This window comes from Stenotrophomonas mori (assembly GCF_023556335.1).
GTDB classification, from domain to species: domain Bacteria; phylum Pseudomonadota; class Gammaproteobacteria; order Xanthomonadales; family Xanthomonadaceae; genus Stenotrophomonas; species Stenotrophomonas mori.
Genome location: NZ_JAIKTS010000003.1, coordinates 21,012 through 37,729 on the forward strand (window position 1 = coordinate 21,012; position 16,718 = coordinate 37,729).

The window sequence follows — 16,718 nt, forward strand, 5'->3', positions numbered from 1 at the left end:
GAAAAGGTCGTCAAGGAATCGCCGCGGGTGCGGCTTGCCGTTCCTGGCTGCGGGGTCCGGACGGGGCCGGCGCGGTGCTGGGGTGGCGTTTGCGGGAGGCGCCCGACGCTAGCGGGCGTCGTTGCCGGGATGGGCGTGCACGGCGCCGATTTCGTCGCCGCGGCGCGGCGGGTGGCGGACCTGGCCCTGCGGCGCGGGCAGCGCCAGGCTCAGGCGTTGGCGGCCGCCGTGTTCGCGCGCGGCCTCCACTTCGATCAGGTAGTCGCCGGGCGGGCACGGCCGTCCCTGGTCGTCGCGGCCGTCCCAGGCCACCGTGTAGTGCCCGGGCAGCCGGGTGGGGCGGGCAATGCCGTGCACGGCGGCATCGTCGTCGCGTCCGTACAGGCGCCACCATTGCGGCAGTTCCTGCAGATAGCGGGAGCGGTCGCCCAGTACCAGCAGCTGCCGCACCGGGCTGCCGTCCGGCCGTGCGATCCACAGTGCGAGGTAGGGCGCACGGTAGCGCGCGCTGTCCTGGACCGGGATCTCGTACTCGATGACCACCGGCCGCGTCCACGCGGCTGGCTGCGGGGCTCCGGGCTCGGCCGCCAGCAGCCGGTGCCAGCCGCTGCTGGCGAAACTGACGCCCCGGTCGCTGACGATCAGCGCTTCCACGCCCGGCTGCTGTTCCACCCAGGCCAGGCCGTCGCGGATCGGCATCACGCTCAGTGCGGTGGCCAGGGCATCGGCGCTGGCGGCGTCGGGCGCCACCACCGTGGCCGAGGGCGGGTAGGCCATCGGCCAGCCCTGCAGCGGATCCAGCAGATGGCTGAAGTGCCGCCGGCCGACCTTGAAGCCGCGGCTGCGGTGGCCGCTGGAGGCCACCGCCTGCGAGGCCAGTTGCAGGGTCGCGCGCGGGGCCGCGTTGTCGGCGGGCGCCAGCGGGTCGGCGACCCCGACCCGCCAATGTCCGCCGCGGGCGGGAACACCCCAGTAGAGGGCATCGCCACCGATGTCCAGGGCGATGCCGAGCGCGTCCGGCGCGGCCTGGCGGGCCTGCTGCAACGCCAGGTCGAGGATGTGGCCCTTGGCCACGCCATCGGCCTGCCAGTGCAGGCCGGGCAGGGGCGCGACGGTGGCGGCGGTGAGGTCCGGCTCCAATCGTGCCAGGGCCCGTGCCTGCTGGCGCAGTTGCACGCGGTCGGGCAGGGTGGCGCTGGCCGCGGCGTCGCGCCAGGCCTGCAATGGTCCGCCGAGGCGGCAGCTGAAGGCCTCGTCGCTGGCGGTGCGCCAGTGTTCGCACAACTGCAGCAGCCGGCGCAGCTCGGGCGAGGGCGTGACCGGTGCGGTGGCGTGGTTCAGGCGCGCCAGCTCGCTGTCCTCGCGCCAGGTGCTGAAAACCGCGTCCAGCCGGGCGATCTCGGCCAGCGCCGCGGCATGCGCGGCGTCGGCCGTGGCCGGCGAGGCGCCGGCCACGCTCATCCGCAGCGAGGTGCCCAGCACCTGCTCGTGCGTGTAGTGCCGCAATGGCGGATCGGCCTGCGCGGGCGCGCAGGCCAGGGCCAGGGCACCGGCCAGGAGCCAGCGGAAGGAGGCGGACATGGGGGTTCCGTACCGGTCAGGGCGTGGCGCTGCCGTGCCCGGTGGCGGCCGGGGCCGGCTCGGGATCGCGTGCGTCGACCACGCCGTCGCCGTTGCTGTCGGCGCGGTCGAACAGGCGCTTGCCGGAGACCTGGTACTCGGCGAAGGTCATGCGCCCGTCCTTGTCGGCATCCAAGGCCTTGAAGCGCACCCGTGCCTGCTGCGCGGCGGCGTCGCGCACCTGGGCGGCGCGGCGGTCCAGGCGGTCCTCGAACTCGCCCAGGTAGTCCTCGAACCGCACCTGGCCGTCACCGCCACGGTCGGCATCGGCGAACATCGTCGCGCGCACCTGGTCGAACTCGGCGCGGTCGACGCGACCGTCGCCGTTGCGGTCGTAGATCTCCAGCATGCCGGCCAGGCTGTGCGAGGTCGGCATGCGCAGCGGGTCGCTGCTGCGGACCGGCCGGGTGCGTTCGGCCGGTCCTTGGGCCAGCAGCTTCTGGTAGCCGCTCCAGGTCCGTTCGCCGACGGCATCGAACTCGGCGCGGGTCAGGCGGCCGTCCTTGTCCGCGTCGAGCGCGTCGAAGCGGGTGCGGGTCTGTGCGACGTGGCCGGCGCGGGCCTTCTCCAGGCGCGCATCCAGGCGCCCCAGGTATTCGTTGACGTACTCGTCCTCGTCGACCACGCCATCGCCATTTTCGTCGGTCTGCGCGTAGCGCTGCTGGCGGAAGGCCACGAACTGCTCCCAGCTGACGCTGCCGCTGCCGGTGGCGTCGAACTGCTCCAGGAAGGCGGCCACGGTCGGCGCGACGTCGGTCGCGGGCGGGCGCTGCGTCTGGGCAGGGGAGGCGAACGGCACCGCCAACAGCAGCGGGGCCAGGGGAAGGAACTTGCGCATGGGGGTCTCCAGGAAAAGGCCGTGCCTCACGGCGTCAGCACGTGGAAGGTGAGGGTGTAGCTGTTGCTGTATTCGGGCACCGGTGCGCCGGCGGGGGCCGGGCTGCGGTGGCGGGCCAGGGCGAGGAAGGTGCCGGCGCGCGCGAGCGGCAGCCGTATCCGGCCCTCGGCGTCGCTCTCCAGGGTGGTCACTTCCGCGGTCCGGTCGGAGGTCCACACCGCCTCGGTCACTTCGACCTTCTGCCGTGGCAGCGGCGCGCCGTCGTACTGCACCACGAAGTCGAAGTGCTCGCCCACGTACAGGTCGCTGGGATGGGTGAGCGCGACGAATTCCAGGCCCTTGCCCCGCGCTGCGAGCGCGGCACGGTCGGGCGCACCGGCGGTGATGTAGGTTTCGGCCAGGGTCAGCGACTGGAAGTCGGAGATCACCTTGGCGCCGGCGGGGATCTTGACCGCCGGGTCGCGGGTGCTTTCGCGCTTGCCGCCCTGTTCCCAGGTGCGGAACAGCGCGCCGAGCCGCGCGCCGGTGCTGAAGCGGTAGGTGCCCTTGCCCGCATCCAGGCGGTGTTCCACGACGGCGCGGGTGCGCAGGCGCTGCACCGTCTCCGCCGCGCGGGTGACGCCGGCCGGGTCGGTCACCACGAAGTCGCTGTTGTCGAACACCACCTCGGGGACGAAGAAGGCCTCGGCGAAAGCCGCATCCAGGCTGACCGTGGCGCCTTCGCGCGCATCGAAGTGGGTGGGGGCGAGGAAGGGAGTATGCGCGGCGGCGGGCAGGGCGATGGCCGCCAGGAGCAGCGCGGTGCGGTGGAGTTTCATGAACGGGTTCCGATGAACAGGGCGATTTCACCCCGGCTTCACTATTCTATTTTATTGAGAATCATTTGCAAATAGGAATGAATCTCGCAAGTCGGCGCCGTGGAGTGATGCCGCAGGAGCCGGAGGGGACACCGGTGGTGCGCGGCGATGGCCGGGCATCGGGGGACCCATGGCCACGCCATGGCTCGGTCCTTGGGAGACGGGGGCATGCGGCCGGCAAGAGATGCCGGGCGATGACGGCCGGCGTGCGCAGCTCGGCCCCGGACGACGCCGCGGCCGGCGCCGGCATCGCCGGTGCAGCGTTCCGGTCCACGGCGCCCCCGGATCATCCACCGGGGCGCGGTCCTGCCGTGCCGGCAGCAGCGGTGGCCAGGGACCGGCCGGTGGTGCGGCCGCCGCGCGCGGCGCAGGAGCGTCCGGCCACTACAATCGCGGCATGGATATCTTCAAGGACTTCACCCTGGAGGCGGCCCACCGGCTGCCGAACGTTCCCCCCGGCCACAAATGCTCGCGCCTGCATGGCCACTCGTTCCGCGTGCGCCTGGAGGTGCGTGGCGAGCCCGGTCCGGCGTCCGGCTGGGTGATGGACTTCGGCGACATCAAGGTAGCGTTCCAGCCGCTGTACGAGCAGCTGGACCACCACTACCTGAACGACATCCCGGGGCTGGAGAACCCCACCAGCGAGCGTCTGGCGATGTGGATCTGGGAGCGGCTCAAGCCCGCACTGCCGCTGCTGAGCGCCATCACCGTGCATGAGACCTGCACGTCCGGCTGCCGCTACAGCGGCGACTGAGCCGCGCATCGGGCGCTGCCCGCGGGCTTCCGCCGCCCGCCGATCCGGGCTATGCTGCATCGCAACAACAGACGGGGCGATGCCATGCCAGCCAGGTTCGATACTGCGTTCAGCGACTACACCCGGCAGTTCACCGCGCTGGCCAACCGGGCCAACCGGTTGGCGCTGGAGAATGCCGAAAGCGCCGTCGGCGTGCAGTTGCGCACCTTCGAGCGCAATGCCACCGCCACCGTCGGCTTCCTGGGCGAACTGGCCCGGCCCGAACCGCCGCAGGACCTGCCGTCGCTGCTGCCCAAGGGGCTGCAGGTGGCGCAGGAAAACCTGCACCGGCTGGCCAGCGCCGGCCAGGAGATCATCGACCTCGGAATGAAGACCGGCCAGGCGCTGGGCGAGCTGGCGCGGCAGCCGCTGCAGGACGACGCCACGCCGCGGCCGGGTGGCAAGCGCCGCTGACCTGCGTTTCAAGCAGTGCGCGGATCCCCTCCCCCGCGCCCTGTCCGGACCCGGCAACAGTCTCTCCGTTGCCGGGTCTTTTTATGCGCGCAGCCCGCCGGCGGCGACCGGTGCGAGGTACCGTCGCGGCAGTGGCGGGCGGCCTGCCCGGGCTGCCGGCGGCCGGCCGTGGACAGGAATCGCCGCCGGGCTTGGGGGTAGACTCTGGGAATGTTCAGTTCTACCGCACTCACCGGCAGCAAGCCGGAACAGTACGCCCAACTGCTGGCCCAGGCCCGCAGCCTGCTCCACGGCGAACGCGACCGCATCGCCAACGCGGCCAACCTTTCGGCGCTGGTCTACCACGCCGTACCGCAGCTCAATTGGGCGGGTTTCTATTTCTTCGATGGCACCGAGCTGGTGGTCGGCCCCTTCCAGGGGCTGCCGGCCTGCGTGCGCATTCCACTGCACGCAGGCGTCTGCGGCGCCGCGGCCCGCACGGGCCAGACCCAACGGGTGGACGACGTGCAGGCCTTCCCGGGGCACATCGCCTGCGATGCCGCATCGCGCTCGGAACTGGTGGTGCCGCTGCGGCATGCCGGGGCGCTGATCGGCGTGCTCGACCTGGACAGCCCGGTTCCCGGCCGCTTCGACGACGACGACCAGGCCGGCATCGAAGCCCTCGCGCAGGCCTTCGTGGAGGCCCTGGCATGAGCGCCGCGAAGCTGCGCAACATCGGCCCCAAGAGTGCCGCGTGGCTGCGACAGGTAGGGCTGCGCAGTGGCGAGGACCTGGCGGCGGTCGGGGCCGTGGGCGCGTTCGTGAAGGTGCGCCGGGCCGGCTTCAAGCCCAGCCTCAACCTGCTCTATTCGCTGGAAGGCGCGCTGACCGGCTGCCATTGGCAGGAGGTGCCCGAAGCGCGCCGGCAGCAACTGGTCGCCGAGTACGAACGCGCCGCCAGCAGCCTGGCGGCGCCGCGCGCCGGTCAGGAGGCCGGGCCGGTCCGCGAGACCTACATGGGCGCCGGGGCGGGGGCATCCGAGCAGGCGGCCGATCCGGACGCAAGCGGGTTCGGCGACGACTGAGCCGCCGGCAGCCACACCCTGCGGCAGGCCAGCGCCGGTTTCAGCAACCGTGGCGAGCGCGGCTGGATCTCGGCGCAGGGCGCCTGGCAGAAGACCGACGGCATCAATGCCTGCAATGGATCGTCGGTGCTGTTCCAGGGCTGCTACGTGGAAGAGCCGGACCGCGACGGCTACCGCAACACTTCGCTCAACGTGCGCGGCGGCTATGCGCTCGCCGAGGCCCTGAGCCTGGAAGGCCACGTGCTCGATGCCGCCAGCCGCACCCAGTACGACGGCAACATCTTCGGCGGCAACGAGGCCGACAACCGCCAGCAGGTGTTCGGCGGCCGCCTGCTGTGGACACCCGGCGAGGCCGTCCGCCTGGCGCTGCAGGCGGGCCGCAGCAACGACCGTTCCGACACCTACTTCGCCGACAACGGCGCCCGCAGCCACGTCGGCACCTTCGACACCCGCCGCGATACCGCCAGCGTGCAGGGCGACCTCATGTTCGCCGCTGGCCAGCGGCTCAGCGCCGGCGTCGACTGGCAGAAGGATACGGTCACCAGCATCGAGTCCTACGCGGTGGACCACCGCGACAACACCGGCGTGTTCGTGGAATACCAGGGCCGCTTCGGCGCCCATGCGCTGCAGGCCAGCGTGCGCAACGACGACAACGAGCAGTTCGGCAACCACACCACCGGCAGCCTCGGCTATGGCGTCGCCCTCGGCAGCGGCCTGCGGCTGACCGCCAGCGCCGGCACCGGCTTCAAGGCGCCGACCTTCAACGACCTGTATTTCCCGTGGTCCAGCAATCCCGAGCTGGACCCGGAGAAATCCAAGAGCGTGAACCTGGGCATCGCCCAATATCGCCAGGGGTGGAACTGGATCTTCAACGCCTATGAAACCCGGGTCGACCAGCTGATCGCGCTGGACAGCACCTTCACCCCGTACAACACCGCCAGGGGGCGCATCCGCGGCGCCGAGCTGACCGGCTTCCTGGCACTGGTCGGCTTCGACATCAACGCCCAGGCCAGCGTCACCGATCCGCGCGACCGCACCCGCGGTACCGCCAGCTACGACAACTGGCTGGCGCGCCGCGCGCGCATCAATGGGCGCCTAGACATCGACCGCGGCTTCGGTCCGCTGCGGGTGGGGCTCACCGCCGCCGGCAGCGGCCAGCGTTTCGACAACGCCGCCAACAGCGTGCGCCTGGCCGGCTACGGCACCGTCGACCTGCGCGTGGAGTACCGCCTGGAGCCTGCAGGCACGGGCCGCCAACGTGTTCGACCGCAGGTATGAAACCGTGTCCTGGTTCAGCCAGCCCGGCCGCGAGTACCAGCTGACGCTGCGCTACCGTTCGCAGGACTGAAGCCGTCCCGCCCACGGCGGGTGCCCGCAGGGCAGGAGCGTTTTCCTGTCCTGCGTCCGTATGCGCCGCGACGGCGATGGCCCCGGCGGTCGCGGTCGCCAAGTGCCGCTGCCGGCCGTATGGTGGCCGCTCCCCGCAGCCAATCCGCCGCGTGCGCGGCGCGCTTCCATGACCTCCACCGACCACCGCGTCCAGGGCCTCGGCAACGACGAGGTCGCCGCCGATTGGCCGCCGATCGACGCCGCCGAGCTTGCCTGGCTGCAGCAGCACTACCCGCAGCTGCAGGGCCGGGTGCGCACGCTGTGGCACAGCCCGCGCCCGCTGTCGGCCGCGGCCCTGGTGGAAAGCGCGGCCGGGCGCGTGTTCGTCAAGCGCCATGCGTGCAGTGTGCGCACGCCGGCGACCCTGGGCGAGGAGCACCGCTTCATCGCCCACCTGGCCGCGGCCGGCGTGCCGGTGGTGCGGGTCCTGCACGACCGGCACGGACGCAGCGCGGTGGCACAGGGGTCGAACTGCTACGAGCTGCATGCGCCCGGCGACGGCCTGGACCTGTACCGGGACGCGCATTCGTGGACGCCGTTGACCGACCTGGAGCAGGCCCGCGCCGCCGGCCGCATGCTGGCCACCCTGCACCGGGCCTCGGCCGGCTATGCCGCGCCCCAGCGCGATACCCACCTGCTGGTGGCGCGCGACGACCTGCTCCGCGCGGCCGACCCGCTGGCACGGCTCGAACAGGAGCTGCCGGGGCGTCCGGGCCTGGCCGACTACCTGGCGCGGCACCCGTGGCGCGCCCAGCTGCGCCACGACGTGCTGCCCTGGCATGCCGGCGCGGCCCTGGCCGAACGTCTGCAGGCCGAGCCGCGGCTGTGGACGCACAACGACTGGCATGCCTCCAACCTGCTCTGGCGCCGCCAGGGCGGGGAGCCGCGGGTGGCCACGGTCTTCGATTTCGGCCTGGCCTCGCCCACCAGCGCACTGTTCGACCTGGCCACCGCCATCGAGCGCAACGCGGTGGCCTGGCTGGCGCTGGAGCGCGGCGCACAGGCGGTGCATGCCGCCACCGCGCTGGCGCTGGTCGAGGGTTACCGGCAGGTGCTGCCGCTGTCCGCCGAGCGCCTACGGCTGTTGGCCGACCTGCTGCCGGTGGTGCACCTGGACTTCGCCCTGTCCGAGGTGGAGTACTTCCAGGGCATCACCGGCTCCACCGCCAATGCCGACATCGCCTACCACGTCTTCCTGCGCGGCCATGCGCGCTGGTTCCGCGGCGGCCCCGGACAGGCACTGCTCGAGGCCCTGCGCCGCGCGGCCTGAACGCGCGTACGGGCCAATCCGTACCATTTGTGGTCAAATACGCGCCTGAAGCGGGGGTGCCTGGAACGACCAGGCTGAGAGAGTCCCTTGGAACCTGATCCGGTTTGCACCGGCGTAGGGAGCTTTGAGCAGCAGGCACACCGCCTTCGTGGCCGGTCGCGCGTGCGCGCCTTCGCTTCGTCTCCCCCACCGGCCGATGACGAACCGAATGAACCGCTGCTACCGAATCCCGCTGTTGACTGCCGCCCTGGGCGCGGCGCTGCCGCTGCAGGCCAGCCCCCTTGCCGACGACGCCTCCGAGCGCACCGCCACCGAGCTGGCCGCGGTGCGGGTCCAGGCCAGACAGGCCGATGCCCGGGACACGGCATCCAGCAGCTTCGGCAGCGGGGGCTGGAAGGACACCCCGGCCTCGGTCAGCGTGCTGGAGCGCGAGCTGCTCGACCGCCGGGTCGTGCGCACCCTGTCCGAGCTGGTACGCAACGATGCCGCGCTGGGCGACAGCTACGCGCCGGTGGGCTACTACCAGAACATCGCCATCCGCGGCTTCGCGCTGGACACCGCCACCGGCTACCGCTTCAACGGCCTGAGTGTCGCCGGCGAGCAGCGCCTGGCGCTGGAGAACGTGCAGCAGGTGGAGATCCTCAAGGGCGAAGCCGGCCTGGCCGCCGGCGTCATCGCCCCCGGCGGTGTCGTCAACTACGTCGGCAAGCGCCCGGCCGAGGTGCGCACCGTGACCCTGGGCACCGATGCGGAAGGGTCGCGCTACGCCGCCGTCGACGTGGGCCACTGGCTGACCCCGCGCATCGGCCTGCGCTTCAATGCGGCCTGGGACGACAGCGCCGCGTACATCGACCATGCCGATGGGCGCCGGAACTTCTACGCACTGGCCAGCGACTGGCTGCTCGGCGAACGCGGCAGGCTCGAGGTCGACGCCAGCTACCAGACCAGCGCGCAGCGCTCGGTCTCCGGCTACCAGCTGCTGGGCGCCCGCGCGCTGCCGCGCGGCGTGCACCGCCGGCAGATGCTCGGCTACCAGCACTGGCAGAAGCCGGTGGGCATCGACAGCCGCCACATCACCGCCCTGCATACCTACGACTTCAGCCCGGTGTGGCAGTCGCGCGTGTCGGCCAGCCACAGCCGCTCGGTGATCGACGACAACGTCGCCTTCGCCTATGGCTGCTACTACGCGGCCGGCTGCGCCGACGGCGGCGTGCCCGGCAACTACTTCGCGCCCGATGGCGAGTACGACATCTACGACTACCGCAGCCCGGACGACACCCGCCGCAACCAGCAGCTGCGCGCCGAGCTGCGCGGCCACGTCGCCACCGGCGCGGTGGCGCACCAGCTCACGCTGGGCGCGGACTATTTCCACCGCACCGTGGACAAGCGCCGCAACGTCAACGAGTACGTCGGCACCGCCAACATCCATGACCGCGAGGTGCCGCAGTTCCAGCCCTCGCCGCTGCAGCCCGGCCCGTCGGTGCGGCGCCTGGACAGCCGCCAGAAGGCGCTGTTCGTGCTCGACCGCATGGACCTCGGCGAGCGCTGGCAATGGCTGGCCGGTGGGCGCTTCGTGCGCCTGGACGAACGCGCCCGCAACAAGCGCGGAGTCCTGGAGCGCGAGAGCCGGGTCTCGCGGTTCCTGCCGCAGACCGCGGTGATCTGGAGCGCCAACGACACCCTCAACCTCTACGCCAGCCATGTGCGCGGGATCACCCTGGGGCAGGAAGCGCCGTTCTGGACCGCCAACGACGGCACCACGCTGCCGTCGGTGCTGTCGCGGCAGGTCGAGGTCGGCGCCAAGTACGCCCCGACCCCGGGCCTGTCGCTGAGCGCGGCGCTGTTCCGCATCAGTCGCCCGTTCCAGTACGCGCGACCGGACGACAGCGACTACGGCTACACCTTCGTGCAGCAGGGCCGGCAGGTCCACACCGGCCTGGAGCTGGGCGCGCAGGGACGCGTGGGCGCGCACCTGCAGCTCACCGCCAGCGCCAGCGTCCTGCAGGCACGCGCCCGCGGTACCGGTACCCCGGCCTATGAAGGCCACCCGCTGATCAACGTGCCGACCACCCGCGCCAGCGTGCATGCCGACTACGCGTTGCCGTCCGTCGCCGGGCTGGGCCTCACCGGCGGCTGGCGCTACGCCTCCTCCAACGTCGCCACCGCCGACGGCCGCGTGCGTGCGCCGGGTTACAGCGTGGTGGACGCCGGCCTGCGTTTCCGGCACGACCTGCAGGGCCGCGCGCTGGACTGGAACCTGTCGGTGGAGAACCTGTTCAACCGCTTCTACTGGCGTGACACCGGCAGCAGTTCGGGCGACTACTACCTGTTCCCCGGCGCGCCGCGTCAGGCGCGGCTGACGGTCACCCTCGCGCTATGACCCTGGCGACCCTGGAAGCAGCGGCGGTCATCGCCAGCGCCTTGGGCGTCTGGCTGATGGCGCAGCGGCGGATGCTGGCCTGGCCGGTCGGCCTGGTCTCCGTGGGCCTGTATGCCTTGGTGTTCTTCCAGGCCCGACTGTACTCGGACACCCTGCTGCAGGGCGCCTTCGCCGCGTTCCTGGTGTACGGCTGGTCCACCTGGCGGCGCCAGGCCCGGCACGACGGCCGCGTCGTCATCGCCCACCTGCCCATGCGCCGCGGCGCCCGCGACCTGGCGTTGGGCATCGCGGCCGGCGTCGCCCTGGGGGCGGCCATGCATGCCTGGACCGACGCCGCACTGCCCTGGCTGGACGCCCAGCTCGCCGCCCTCAGCCTGGTGGCGCAGTGGTGGCAGGCGCGCCGCCATGCCGCCACCTGGTGGCTGTGGATCGGCGTGGACGTGGTCTACGTCGGCATGTACGCGGTGAAATCGCTGCACGCCACCGCGGCGCTGTACCTGGTGTTCGTGGCGCTGGCGGCCATGGGATTGCGGGCCTGGAGCCGGGCAGGGCGCGTGGACCGGCAGCGGGAAGCCGCGCATCCCTGACGGGGCGCCCTGCCCGGTTGCTTGGCGGGGCGTCGTCGACAGCCGCCGGCAAGCGCCCGGGCGTCCACGCCGGTCGCTGCGGGACACGCCGCTGGAGATCCCCGTCCCACCCGGGCGGGATGACTGCAGGGAGTGTCGCCCCCGTGCGCTTGCGGTACCGCGCCCCGCGGCACCGTCGGCCGGATCCTGCCTTGGCGGCCACGGCGCCACGCTTCGACGCGGCGCGGTGCACGTGGACCTCGACCCCGCCGGGGCAATCATGCATGGTGTCGCCGACGTTCATACCCCAGGAATCGTATGGATACCGTTCCCGTGCCGACATCAGGCCAAGCGCCTGCAGTGGACGCCGTACCGGCCGCCGCTGCAGGCACACCGCTCCAGGAACTCAGCTTCCCCGCGCTCAACGCCGCGTTGGACGACTACCTGGCACGAACAGGCGGCACCCGGGCCGGTCCCTGGGAGCGCTGGTCGCTGATCGTCGGCATTGCCGGTGCCGGGTTGGGCATGTTGCTGGGCAGTGTTCTATCGGGGAAGGCCGGGGCTATCGTCACCCTGTCGGGCCTTGCCGTAGAAATCCTGGGCCTTGGCACCTCCATGTGCCTGCAGATACGTCGGGAGTGGCGCCAGTTCCGAGGGGCTCGCCGCGAACACGCGCGGGAGATCGAGGAGGGATATACGCAGTACCAGCAACTGGTCCAGCAGGTGCGCGCCTTTCCGCTGGAACAGCGTCGCCGGCGCCTGCGCTACATACGCGACCGGCGCACCACGATGCATGAGCGCCTGGGCTTGTTCACGGGCGGAATGGAACGGCTAGGGGTACTGCCCCTGCTCGTGGCGCTGTACCTGCAGTTCAAGGACTGGCGCTGGGGCAACTGGAACACGTTCGCCAATATCACCTTGGTACAGGGCCTCCTCGCGTTCGCAATCTTCCTTGCCTACGCGCTCTCGTGGCACCTGATCAACCTCCGCGTCCGGGTGCAGGCCTACGAGTTGCTCTTGGCCGAAGCCAATACACAGGATGGCGAGTAGTCGCAGACGCGCTCCAATCACCGCAGTAGAGCTGCCCCTTCCGCGATAGCAGGCAAGGACATGCCCGACACCACGAAGCGCCTCGCAACATGGCTTGCTCCATTGCTGGCCCTGCTACTCCTGCTGGCCTGGGCACTGCCGGCGGCCGCCGCCGACGTATGGGTGAACACCGGTACGGGTGTCTACCACTGCCCGGGCGGGCAGTACTACGGCGCCACCAAGCGCGGCCGCTTCATGTCAGAACGCGAAGCCGCGCAGCATGGGTATCGCGCCGCTTATGGCCGCAGCTGCTCCCCCGGCGAGGCCGCTGCCGGACGCCAACAAGTCATTCAACAGCTGACGCCGCCGGCCAGGACCGCTGCGCCAGCAGCCGCCACGCGCGTCTGGATCAACACCGGCTCGCACGTCTATCACTGCCCCGGCACACGCTACTACGGCGCCACCAAGCAAGGCCGCTATGCCAGCGAAGCCGACGCCGTCGCCAGCGGAAACCGGCCTGCGTATGGCGCCCGCTGCAACTGATGAGGACGCCTCGCCCGCCTGCTACCCTGAATGGGCTAGATGATTGGAGGCAGGCATGACCAACGCGGTACTCACCACATCCGAAAGCTCTGCCTACGACGATCAAATCGAGTACCACTATCACTTCCCGTCCACCTATCTGAGGCAAGCGCAAGCCGCCATAGGCGACTTCATCCTCTATTACGAGCCCCGCCGAACCACAGGGCCGCAGAGCGCTACAGGGCGCCAAGCCTACTTCGCCATGGCCAGGCTCACGGCCGTTGAGGCGGATCCGTACTCTCCGGACCACTATTACGCGCGCATCTCTGGGTTCATGGAGTTCGACCGTGCCGTCCCATTTAAGGAGAACGGGCATTACTACGAATCCATGCTCAAGAAGGAGGATGGCAGTACCAACAAAGGAGCCTTCGGGCGCTCCGTGCGCAACCTGCCACTCAACGAGTTTGCGGCCATCGTGCAGGCTGGGTTCGCGACCGAGTTGGAACCGTGGGAGGCCCCCACACCGGACGAGCCGATGTTCGACGTGGACCTAGCGGAAGAAGCGCCGCCAGAGTACGTGCCCCGCGCCATCGTCCAATGCGTCATCAACCGGAAGTTCCGCGATGCGCGCTTCAGGCGCCACGTGCGCAGCGCCTATGACAAGACCTGTGCGGTTACCGGCCTGCGCCTGATCAACGGCGGCGGCCGCCCCGAAGTGGAGGCCGCTCATATCCGTCCGGTCGAGAACGACGGGCCAGATACCGTGCGTAACGGCATTGCGCTGACGGGAACGGCGCACTGGCTGTTTGATCGTGGGCTGATGAGTTTCTCAGATGACTACGACATCCTGCTCTCGCCGCACGGCGTGCCCGACGGGCTGGACAAACTGATCCGCCCCGAAAGGACGCTCCTCCTTCCCGACAACCCAGCCTGGCGGCCGCACCCTATCTACCTCCAGTGGCACCGTCGGGAACGATTCAAAGCCTGAAAGCAGGAGCGCGACCTGCCTACGGCTCACGCTCCACTTTCCCTCCACTCATGCCGGTAACTCAATCACCAAGCGCCCCTCCTGCGCGGAGATCCGCAGCTTGGTGCCGATCGCGAAGCCAGGCTGCTCCAGCCATAGACCGCTGAGCCGCAGCTGCGGAACGGCCTGGTCACCGCCGTGGTCGTAGGCGCCGGCGTAGTGGGTGTAGCTGACCGTACATTGGCGTGGCCTGCGTGGGCGACGGGGTGCGCTCAGGCTGCCGGGGCGGTTGGGTGGCGGATCGGGTTGGAGGTCCGGTGGTGGCAGGGGCGGCAAGGCGTCGGGGAGCGCTTGTGCGGTTGCCGGCCACGAGTAACAGACTGACTGCTCGCCGGTTGATGCGCCGGACGCGCGGCGACGGCTCATGAGTCCTCCTGCGCGTCGCACGCGGGTTGGACCAGGCAACTGCACTCGCGCAGGACAACGTTGATGCGGGTAGACAGGCTGCGTAGGCATTGCGCCGGCACGCCGGGCTGGCAGAGCAGGTGCGTGGTGAGATCGTGGTTGGCCTGCTCGGTGGCCGCCAGTGCGGCCAGCCGCTGCATGACGTCGCCCACTTCACGCAGCAGGGCGTGCGCGCCCTCGGGCAACAGGTAGCCCGGCACGGGGGCCGGCGGGGAGGGTGGGGTGTACATGGCAACGCCCTCCTGGAATACGCCAAGTACCGTCGCCCGAAGGCGACGGGATGTCGGGAGGTTCGAAACCGCACAGAGCCGGCGGGCGTATTTCCCCGAAGGGTGTTGTATTAGCCGCCCTCCCGACGCAGGCATCGCGTCGGCTTGCACCCGAGATCAGGCACAAAAAACCCACCGGTTTGTCGGAGGTGGGTACCGCTCTGTGAGGAGTTTCGACGCTCCTTGGCCAATGAGGTTGCTACTCCTTGCAAGAAAGTCAATAGCGATGCATACGAACTGGCGAATGGAGGAAATCCCTACCCCCAAAGAAGAAAAATCTGAGACCCCGTAAAACGAGCGAAAAATCTAATAAACCCTCAGGACCCAATGCAGTGCACCGCACTTATAGCATCAGTAAAGCGACCAAAAAGTCCAGCACGTACACTTCCACCGAGGCTCATTAATTCGCAACTCAATACTGAGGCCTAATAAATACAATCCTATACCAAACGTAACTTTGGACGAACTTTAGGAACTCCGCCAGTAGAAGCCCTTCCCGAAACAACCGAAAGCTTAGTCAAGTTGAAAGTAAGTGCATCAATCTCCTCTACGCTTACCTTCAAAGCTTCTGCAATCTGCCTGCGCCCCTTACCATACTCACGCAGACTTTCCATGACCTTATCGAGCAGCTGCGACTTCTCTCGCTCCATGGGTTCAGGCTCATTGGTCCTATACCCATTCTTTGCGATTTCTATACAAAGATTACGATAGCCCCACTCACTGATAAGGCCAAGCGAACTAAATCTGTAGGCAACCGCCGCCAGGGAAACTCCCCAATAGTGCTTTAGCCGCATCAAATACTTAAGGGTGTACGCTGGCGGCTGATTGGCAATAACGCTATTCGCTGGCATCAAAAAAGCAGAAGCAAAAGCATCCGCCTGCCGCTCCATTTCAGGGCCGTGGCCCTCGCCATGCTGCATCGTATATACATCACGCACCAAATGCCCTAATTCGTGCGCAGCATCGAAGCGACTGCGCTCGGCAGACTTCATAGTGTTCAAGAAAACAAATGGCGTTCCCTCATGCCATATACAAAACGCATCCACATCCCTCGTCTCCTCCGCAAGAGAGAAAACACGAATACCTTTAGACTCAAGCAAATGGATGACATTCGGGATAGGCGCATTACCAAGCCCCCACACGCGCCGCAATGTAGCAGCAGCCTCCTCAGGCTCCAAATCACTGAGATCCGGAAGATTCAAGCTAGGCAGAGTAAACCTTTCCTCAATCCACCTATTGACCTGGAACGCAATAGCCCCCGCAGCAAATGCGCAAGCCTTCATTGCGTCCGTCATTTTGGAAAGCTTACGAAAACTTACCGCATGCCCAGAGACTTCAGGCATATTTTCTTCAATATAGAAAAACTGCTCCGGGAAATTCAAAACCCTAGCAATCTTAGCTAGGGTTTCCAAATCTGGAGTAGAAGCTCCGGATTCGTAATTCTGCAAGCTACGACTAGTTACCCCAACCTCCTTGGATAACTGAGCCTTCGTCAAACGCCGCCGCACCCTGGCAAATGCAATTTGCTTAGGATTAATCTCATACATAAACTCATACTCAGAATGCGCCCTTTTTGGGCACAACATCTACTGTAGCCGGCTCGATTGGCTCGTCTTTGCGAATCACAAACGTAGCAGGATCATTCGGAATAGGGCCAAAGACCAGACGCTCCCCCCAATCAGTGATCTTTTTATTACTAAACCCGGTGGGCAAGGAAAGCTCAAATCGAACTTGCTTCAGCACTCGGTCATAATGATAAAGCAACACCCAAACCTGAGTTTCTTTTTGCTTATCTTTTACCAACTTGAAAGCGTCGTGATTGAAAAGCTCTAATTGACTCCAATTCTTTTGAACATACCCCTCAGCAACCGCGCCTTTCTCAGCTTGATTTGCCGGCCCTTCATCAACATCCATTCCGGTCTCAGCGTTGCCCGTCATCACTACTATGGACACCGCCCTATCAGGCGAACTAATAAAGGGACAGTTCTTATTTTCGTGAATACGCCATTGGAGTTGAGCCAACAAAGTGCGGAGCTCCTCTACCGTGGCCAACCACTGTTTCACACCCGCAGCGGTCGGAGCTGAGGCGGGCGTCACGTCATTACGCGCACTTAGCCCTCCAATAACAACAATTTGGAAAAGAGCGGCTTTTAAATCGGGATGCAGCTCATGAAGGCGCGCCTCAACTTCCATGGGATCAGTGAGGACGACCTTCGCATTGCGGTTGCTGGAACTAGGAGGCGATAGCTCAAACTTACGCACGGCAGCATACCTT

Annotated in this window: 18 protein-coding genes and 1 riboswitch; of the genes, 11 read left to right on the plus strand and 7 right to left on the minus strand. The window is 67.9% G+C overall.

From position 1 onward, the window contains the following. Nucleotides 1-108: 108 nt before the first annotated feature. From K5L01_RS09630 to K5L01_RS09640, 3 genes are read right to left on the minus strand one after another with little or no spacing between them, the layout of a single operon-like run. Entirely contained in the window at nucleotides 109-1,581 is a 1,473-nt protein-coding gene (locus K5L01_RS09630; protein ID WP_250064180.1) for a DUF2271 domain-containing protein, read from the minus strand. A gap of 16 nt (nucleotides 1,582-1,597) precedes the next feature. After that, nucleotides 1,598-2,458 carry an EF-hand domain-containing protein gene (locus tag K5L01_RS09635; RefSeq protein ID WP_250064181.1) on the minus strand — a complete coding sequence of 287 codons (861 nt, stop codon included), beginning with the start codon at nucleotides 2,456-2,458 and terminating at the stop codon, nucleotides 1,598-1,600. Between the two features lie 26 nt (nucleotides 2,459-2,484). Continuing rightward, nucleotides 2,485-3,276, minus strand: a complete 792-nt coding sequence (locus K5L01_RS09640) for a DUF4198 domain-containing protein (protein WP_250064182.1) — start codon at nucleotides 3,274-3,276, stop codon at nucleotides 2,485-2,487. A 436-nt stretch (nucleotides 3,277-3,712) separates the two neighbouring features. Between K5L01_RS09640 and queD the strand changes: the two genes are divergently transcribed. From queD to K5L01_RS09695, 11 genes are all read left to right on the plus strand, one after another. Beyond that, entirely contained in the window at nucleotides 3,713-4,069 is a 357-nt protein-coding gene (gene queD / locus K5L01_RS09645; RefSeq protein ID WP_250064183.1) for a 6-carboxytetrahydropterin synthase QueD, read from the plus strand. A gap of 84 nt (nucleotides 4,070-4,153) precedes the next feature. Further along, nucleotides 4,154-4,522, plus strand: coding sequence for a phasin family protein (locus K5L01_RS09650; RefSeq protein ID WP_250064184.1), 369 nt, complete (start codon nucleotides 4,154-4,156; stop codon nucleotides 4,520-4,522). 210 nt (nucleotides 4,523-4,732) lie between these two features. Beyond that, nucleotides 4,733-5,215, plus strand: a complete 483-nt coding sequence (locus tag K5L01_RS09655) for a GAF domain-containing protein (protein ID WP_250064185.1) — start codon at nucleotides 4,733-4,735, stop codon at nucleotides 5,213-5,215. Then, on the plus strand, nucleotides 5,212-5,586 hold the full coding sequence (locus K5L01_RS09660; RefSeq protein WP_425603876.1) for a TfoX/Sxy family protein: 375 nt from the start codon (nucleotides 5,212-5,214) through the stop codon (nucleotides 5,584-5,586). The genes K5L01_RS09655 and K5L01_RS09660 overlap by 4 nt, the downstream gene beginning before the upstream one ends. A gap of 126 nt (nucleotides 5,587-5,712) precedes the next feature. Beyond that, complete coding sequence (locus K5L01_RS09665; protein WP_250064186.1) at nucleotides 5,713-6,864, plus strand: TonB-dependent receptor domain-containing protein; 1,152 nt, start codon at nucleotides 5,713-5,715, stop codon at nucleotides 6,862-6,864. 238 nt (nucleotides 6,865-7,102) lie between these two features. Continuing rightward, nucleotides 7,103-8,245 carry a phosphotransferase enzyme family protein gene (locus K5L01_RS09670; protein WP_250064187.1) on the plus strand — a complete coding sequence of 381 codons (1,143 nt, stop codon included), beginning with the start codon at nucleotides 7,103-7,105 and terminating at the stop codon, nucleotides 8,243-8,245. A gap of 42 nt (nucleotides 8,246-8,287) precedes the next feature. Next, a riboswitch (TPP riboswitch) is annotated at nucleotides 8,288-8,383 on the plus strand. Between the two features lie 70 nt (nucleotides 8,384-8,453). Then, the gene (locus K5L01_RS09675; RefSeq protein WP_250064188.1) at nucleotides 8,454-10,625 is read left to right on the plus strand and encodes a TonB-dependent siderophore receptor; all 2,172 of its coding nucleotides are present in this window, start codon (nucleotides 8,454-8,456) and stop codon (nucleotides 10,623-10,625) included. Beyond that, entirely contained in the window at nucleotides 10,622-11,212 is a 591-nt protein-coding gene (gene pnuC, locus K5L01_RS09680; protein WP_250064189.1) for a nicotinamide riboside transporter PnuC, read from the plus strand. Before K5L01_RS09675 ends, pnuC begins: the two co-directional genes overlap by 4 nt. 297 nt (nucleotides 11,213-11,509) lie before the next feature. Then, nucleotides 11,510-12,241, plus strand: a complete 732-nt coding sequence (locus tag K5L01_RS09685; RefSeq protein WP_250064190.1) for a hypothetical protein — start codon at nucleotides 11,510-11,512, stop codon at nucleotides 12,239-12,241. A gap of 60 nt (nucleotides 12,242-12,301) precedes the next feature. Beyond that, nucleotides 12,302-12,763, plus strand: a complete 462-nt coding sequence (locus K5L01_RS09690) for a hypothetical protein (protein ID WP_250064191.1) — start codon at nucleotides 12,302-12,304, stop codon at nucleotides 12,761-12,763. A 55-nt stretch (nucleotides 12,764-12,818) separates the two neighbouring features. Next, nucleotides 12,819-13,730 carry an HNH endonuclease gene (locus tag K5L01_RS09695; RefSeq protein ID WP_250064192.1) on the plus strand — a complete coding sequence of 304 codons (912 nt, stop codon included), beginning with the start codon at nucleotides 12,819-12,821 and terminating at the stop codon, nucleotides 13,728-13,730. A gap of 48 nt (nucleotides 13,731-13,778) precedes the next feature. Here K5L01_RS09695 and K5L01_RS09700 read toward each other — a convergent pair whose 3' ends face one another. The 4 genes from K5L01_RS09700 to K5L01_RS09715 all read right to left on the minus strand — a co-directional run bounded on the left by K5L01_RS09700 (nucleotide 13,779) and on the right by K5L01_RS09715 (nucleotide 16,705). Further along, on the minus strand, nucleotides 13,779-14,135 hold the full coding sequence (locus K5L01_RS09700) for a SymE family type I addiction module toxin (RefSeq protein ID WP_425603877.1): 357 nt from the start codon (nucleotides 14,133-14,135) through the stop codon (nucleotides 13,779-13,781). After that, the gene (locus K5L01_RS09705; protein ID WP_250064193.1) at nucleotides 14,132-14,404 is read right to left on the minus strand and encodes an XAC0095 family protein; all 273 of its coding nucleotides are present in this window, start codon (nucleotides 14,402-14,404) and stop codon (nucleotides 14,132-14,134) included. The genes K5L01_RS09700 and K5L01_RS09705 overlap by 4 nt, the downstream gene beginning before the upstream one ends. Before the next feature lie 479 nt (nucleotides 14,405-14,883). Next, nucleotides 14,884-15,990, minus strand: a complete 1,107-nt coding sequence (locus K5L01_RS09710; protein ID WP_250064194.1) for an XRE family transcriptional regulator — start codon at nucleotides 15,988-15,990, stop codon at nucleotides 14,884-14,886. 10 nt (nucleotides 15,991-16,000) lie between these two features. Further along, on the minus strand, nucleotides 16,001-16,705 hold the full coding sequence (locus K5L01_RS09715; RefSeq protein ID WP_250064195.1) for a hypothetical protein: 705 nt from the start codon (nucleotides 16,703-16,705) through the stop codon (nucleotides 16,001-16,003). Nucleotides 16,706-16,718 lie beyond the last annotated feature (13 nt).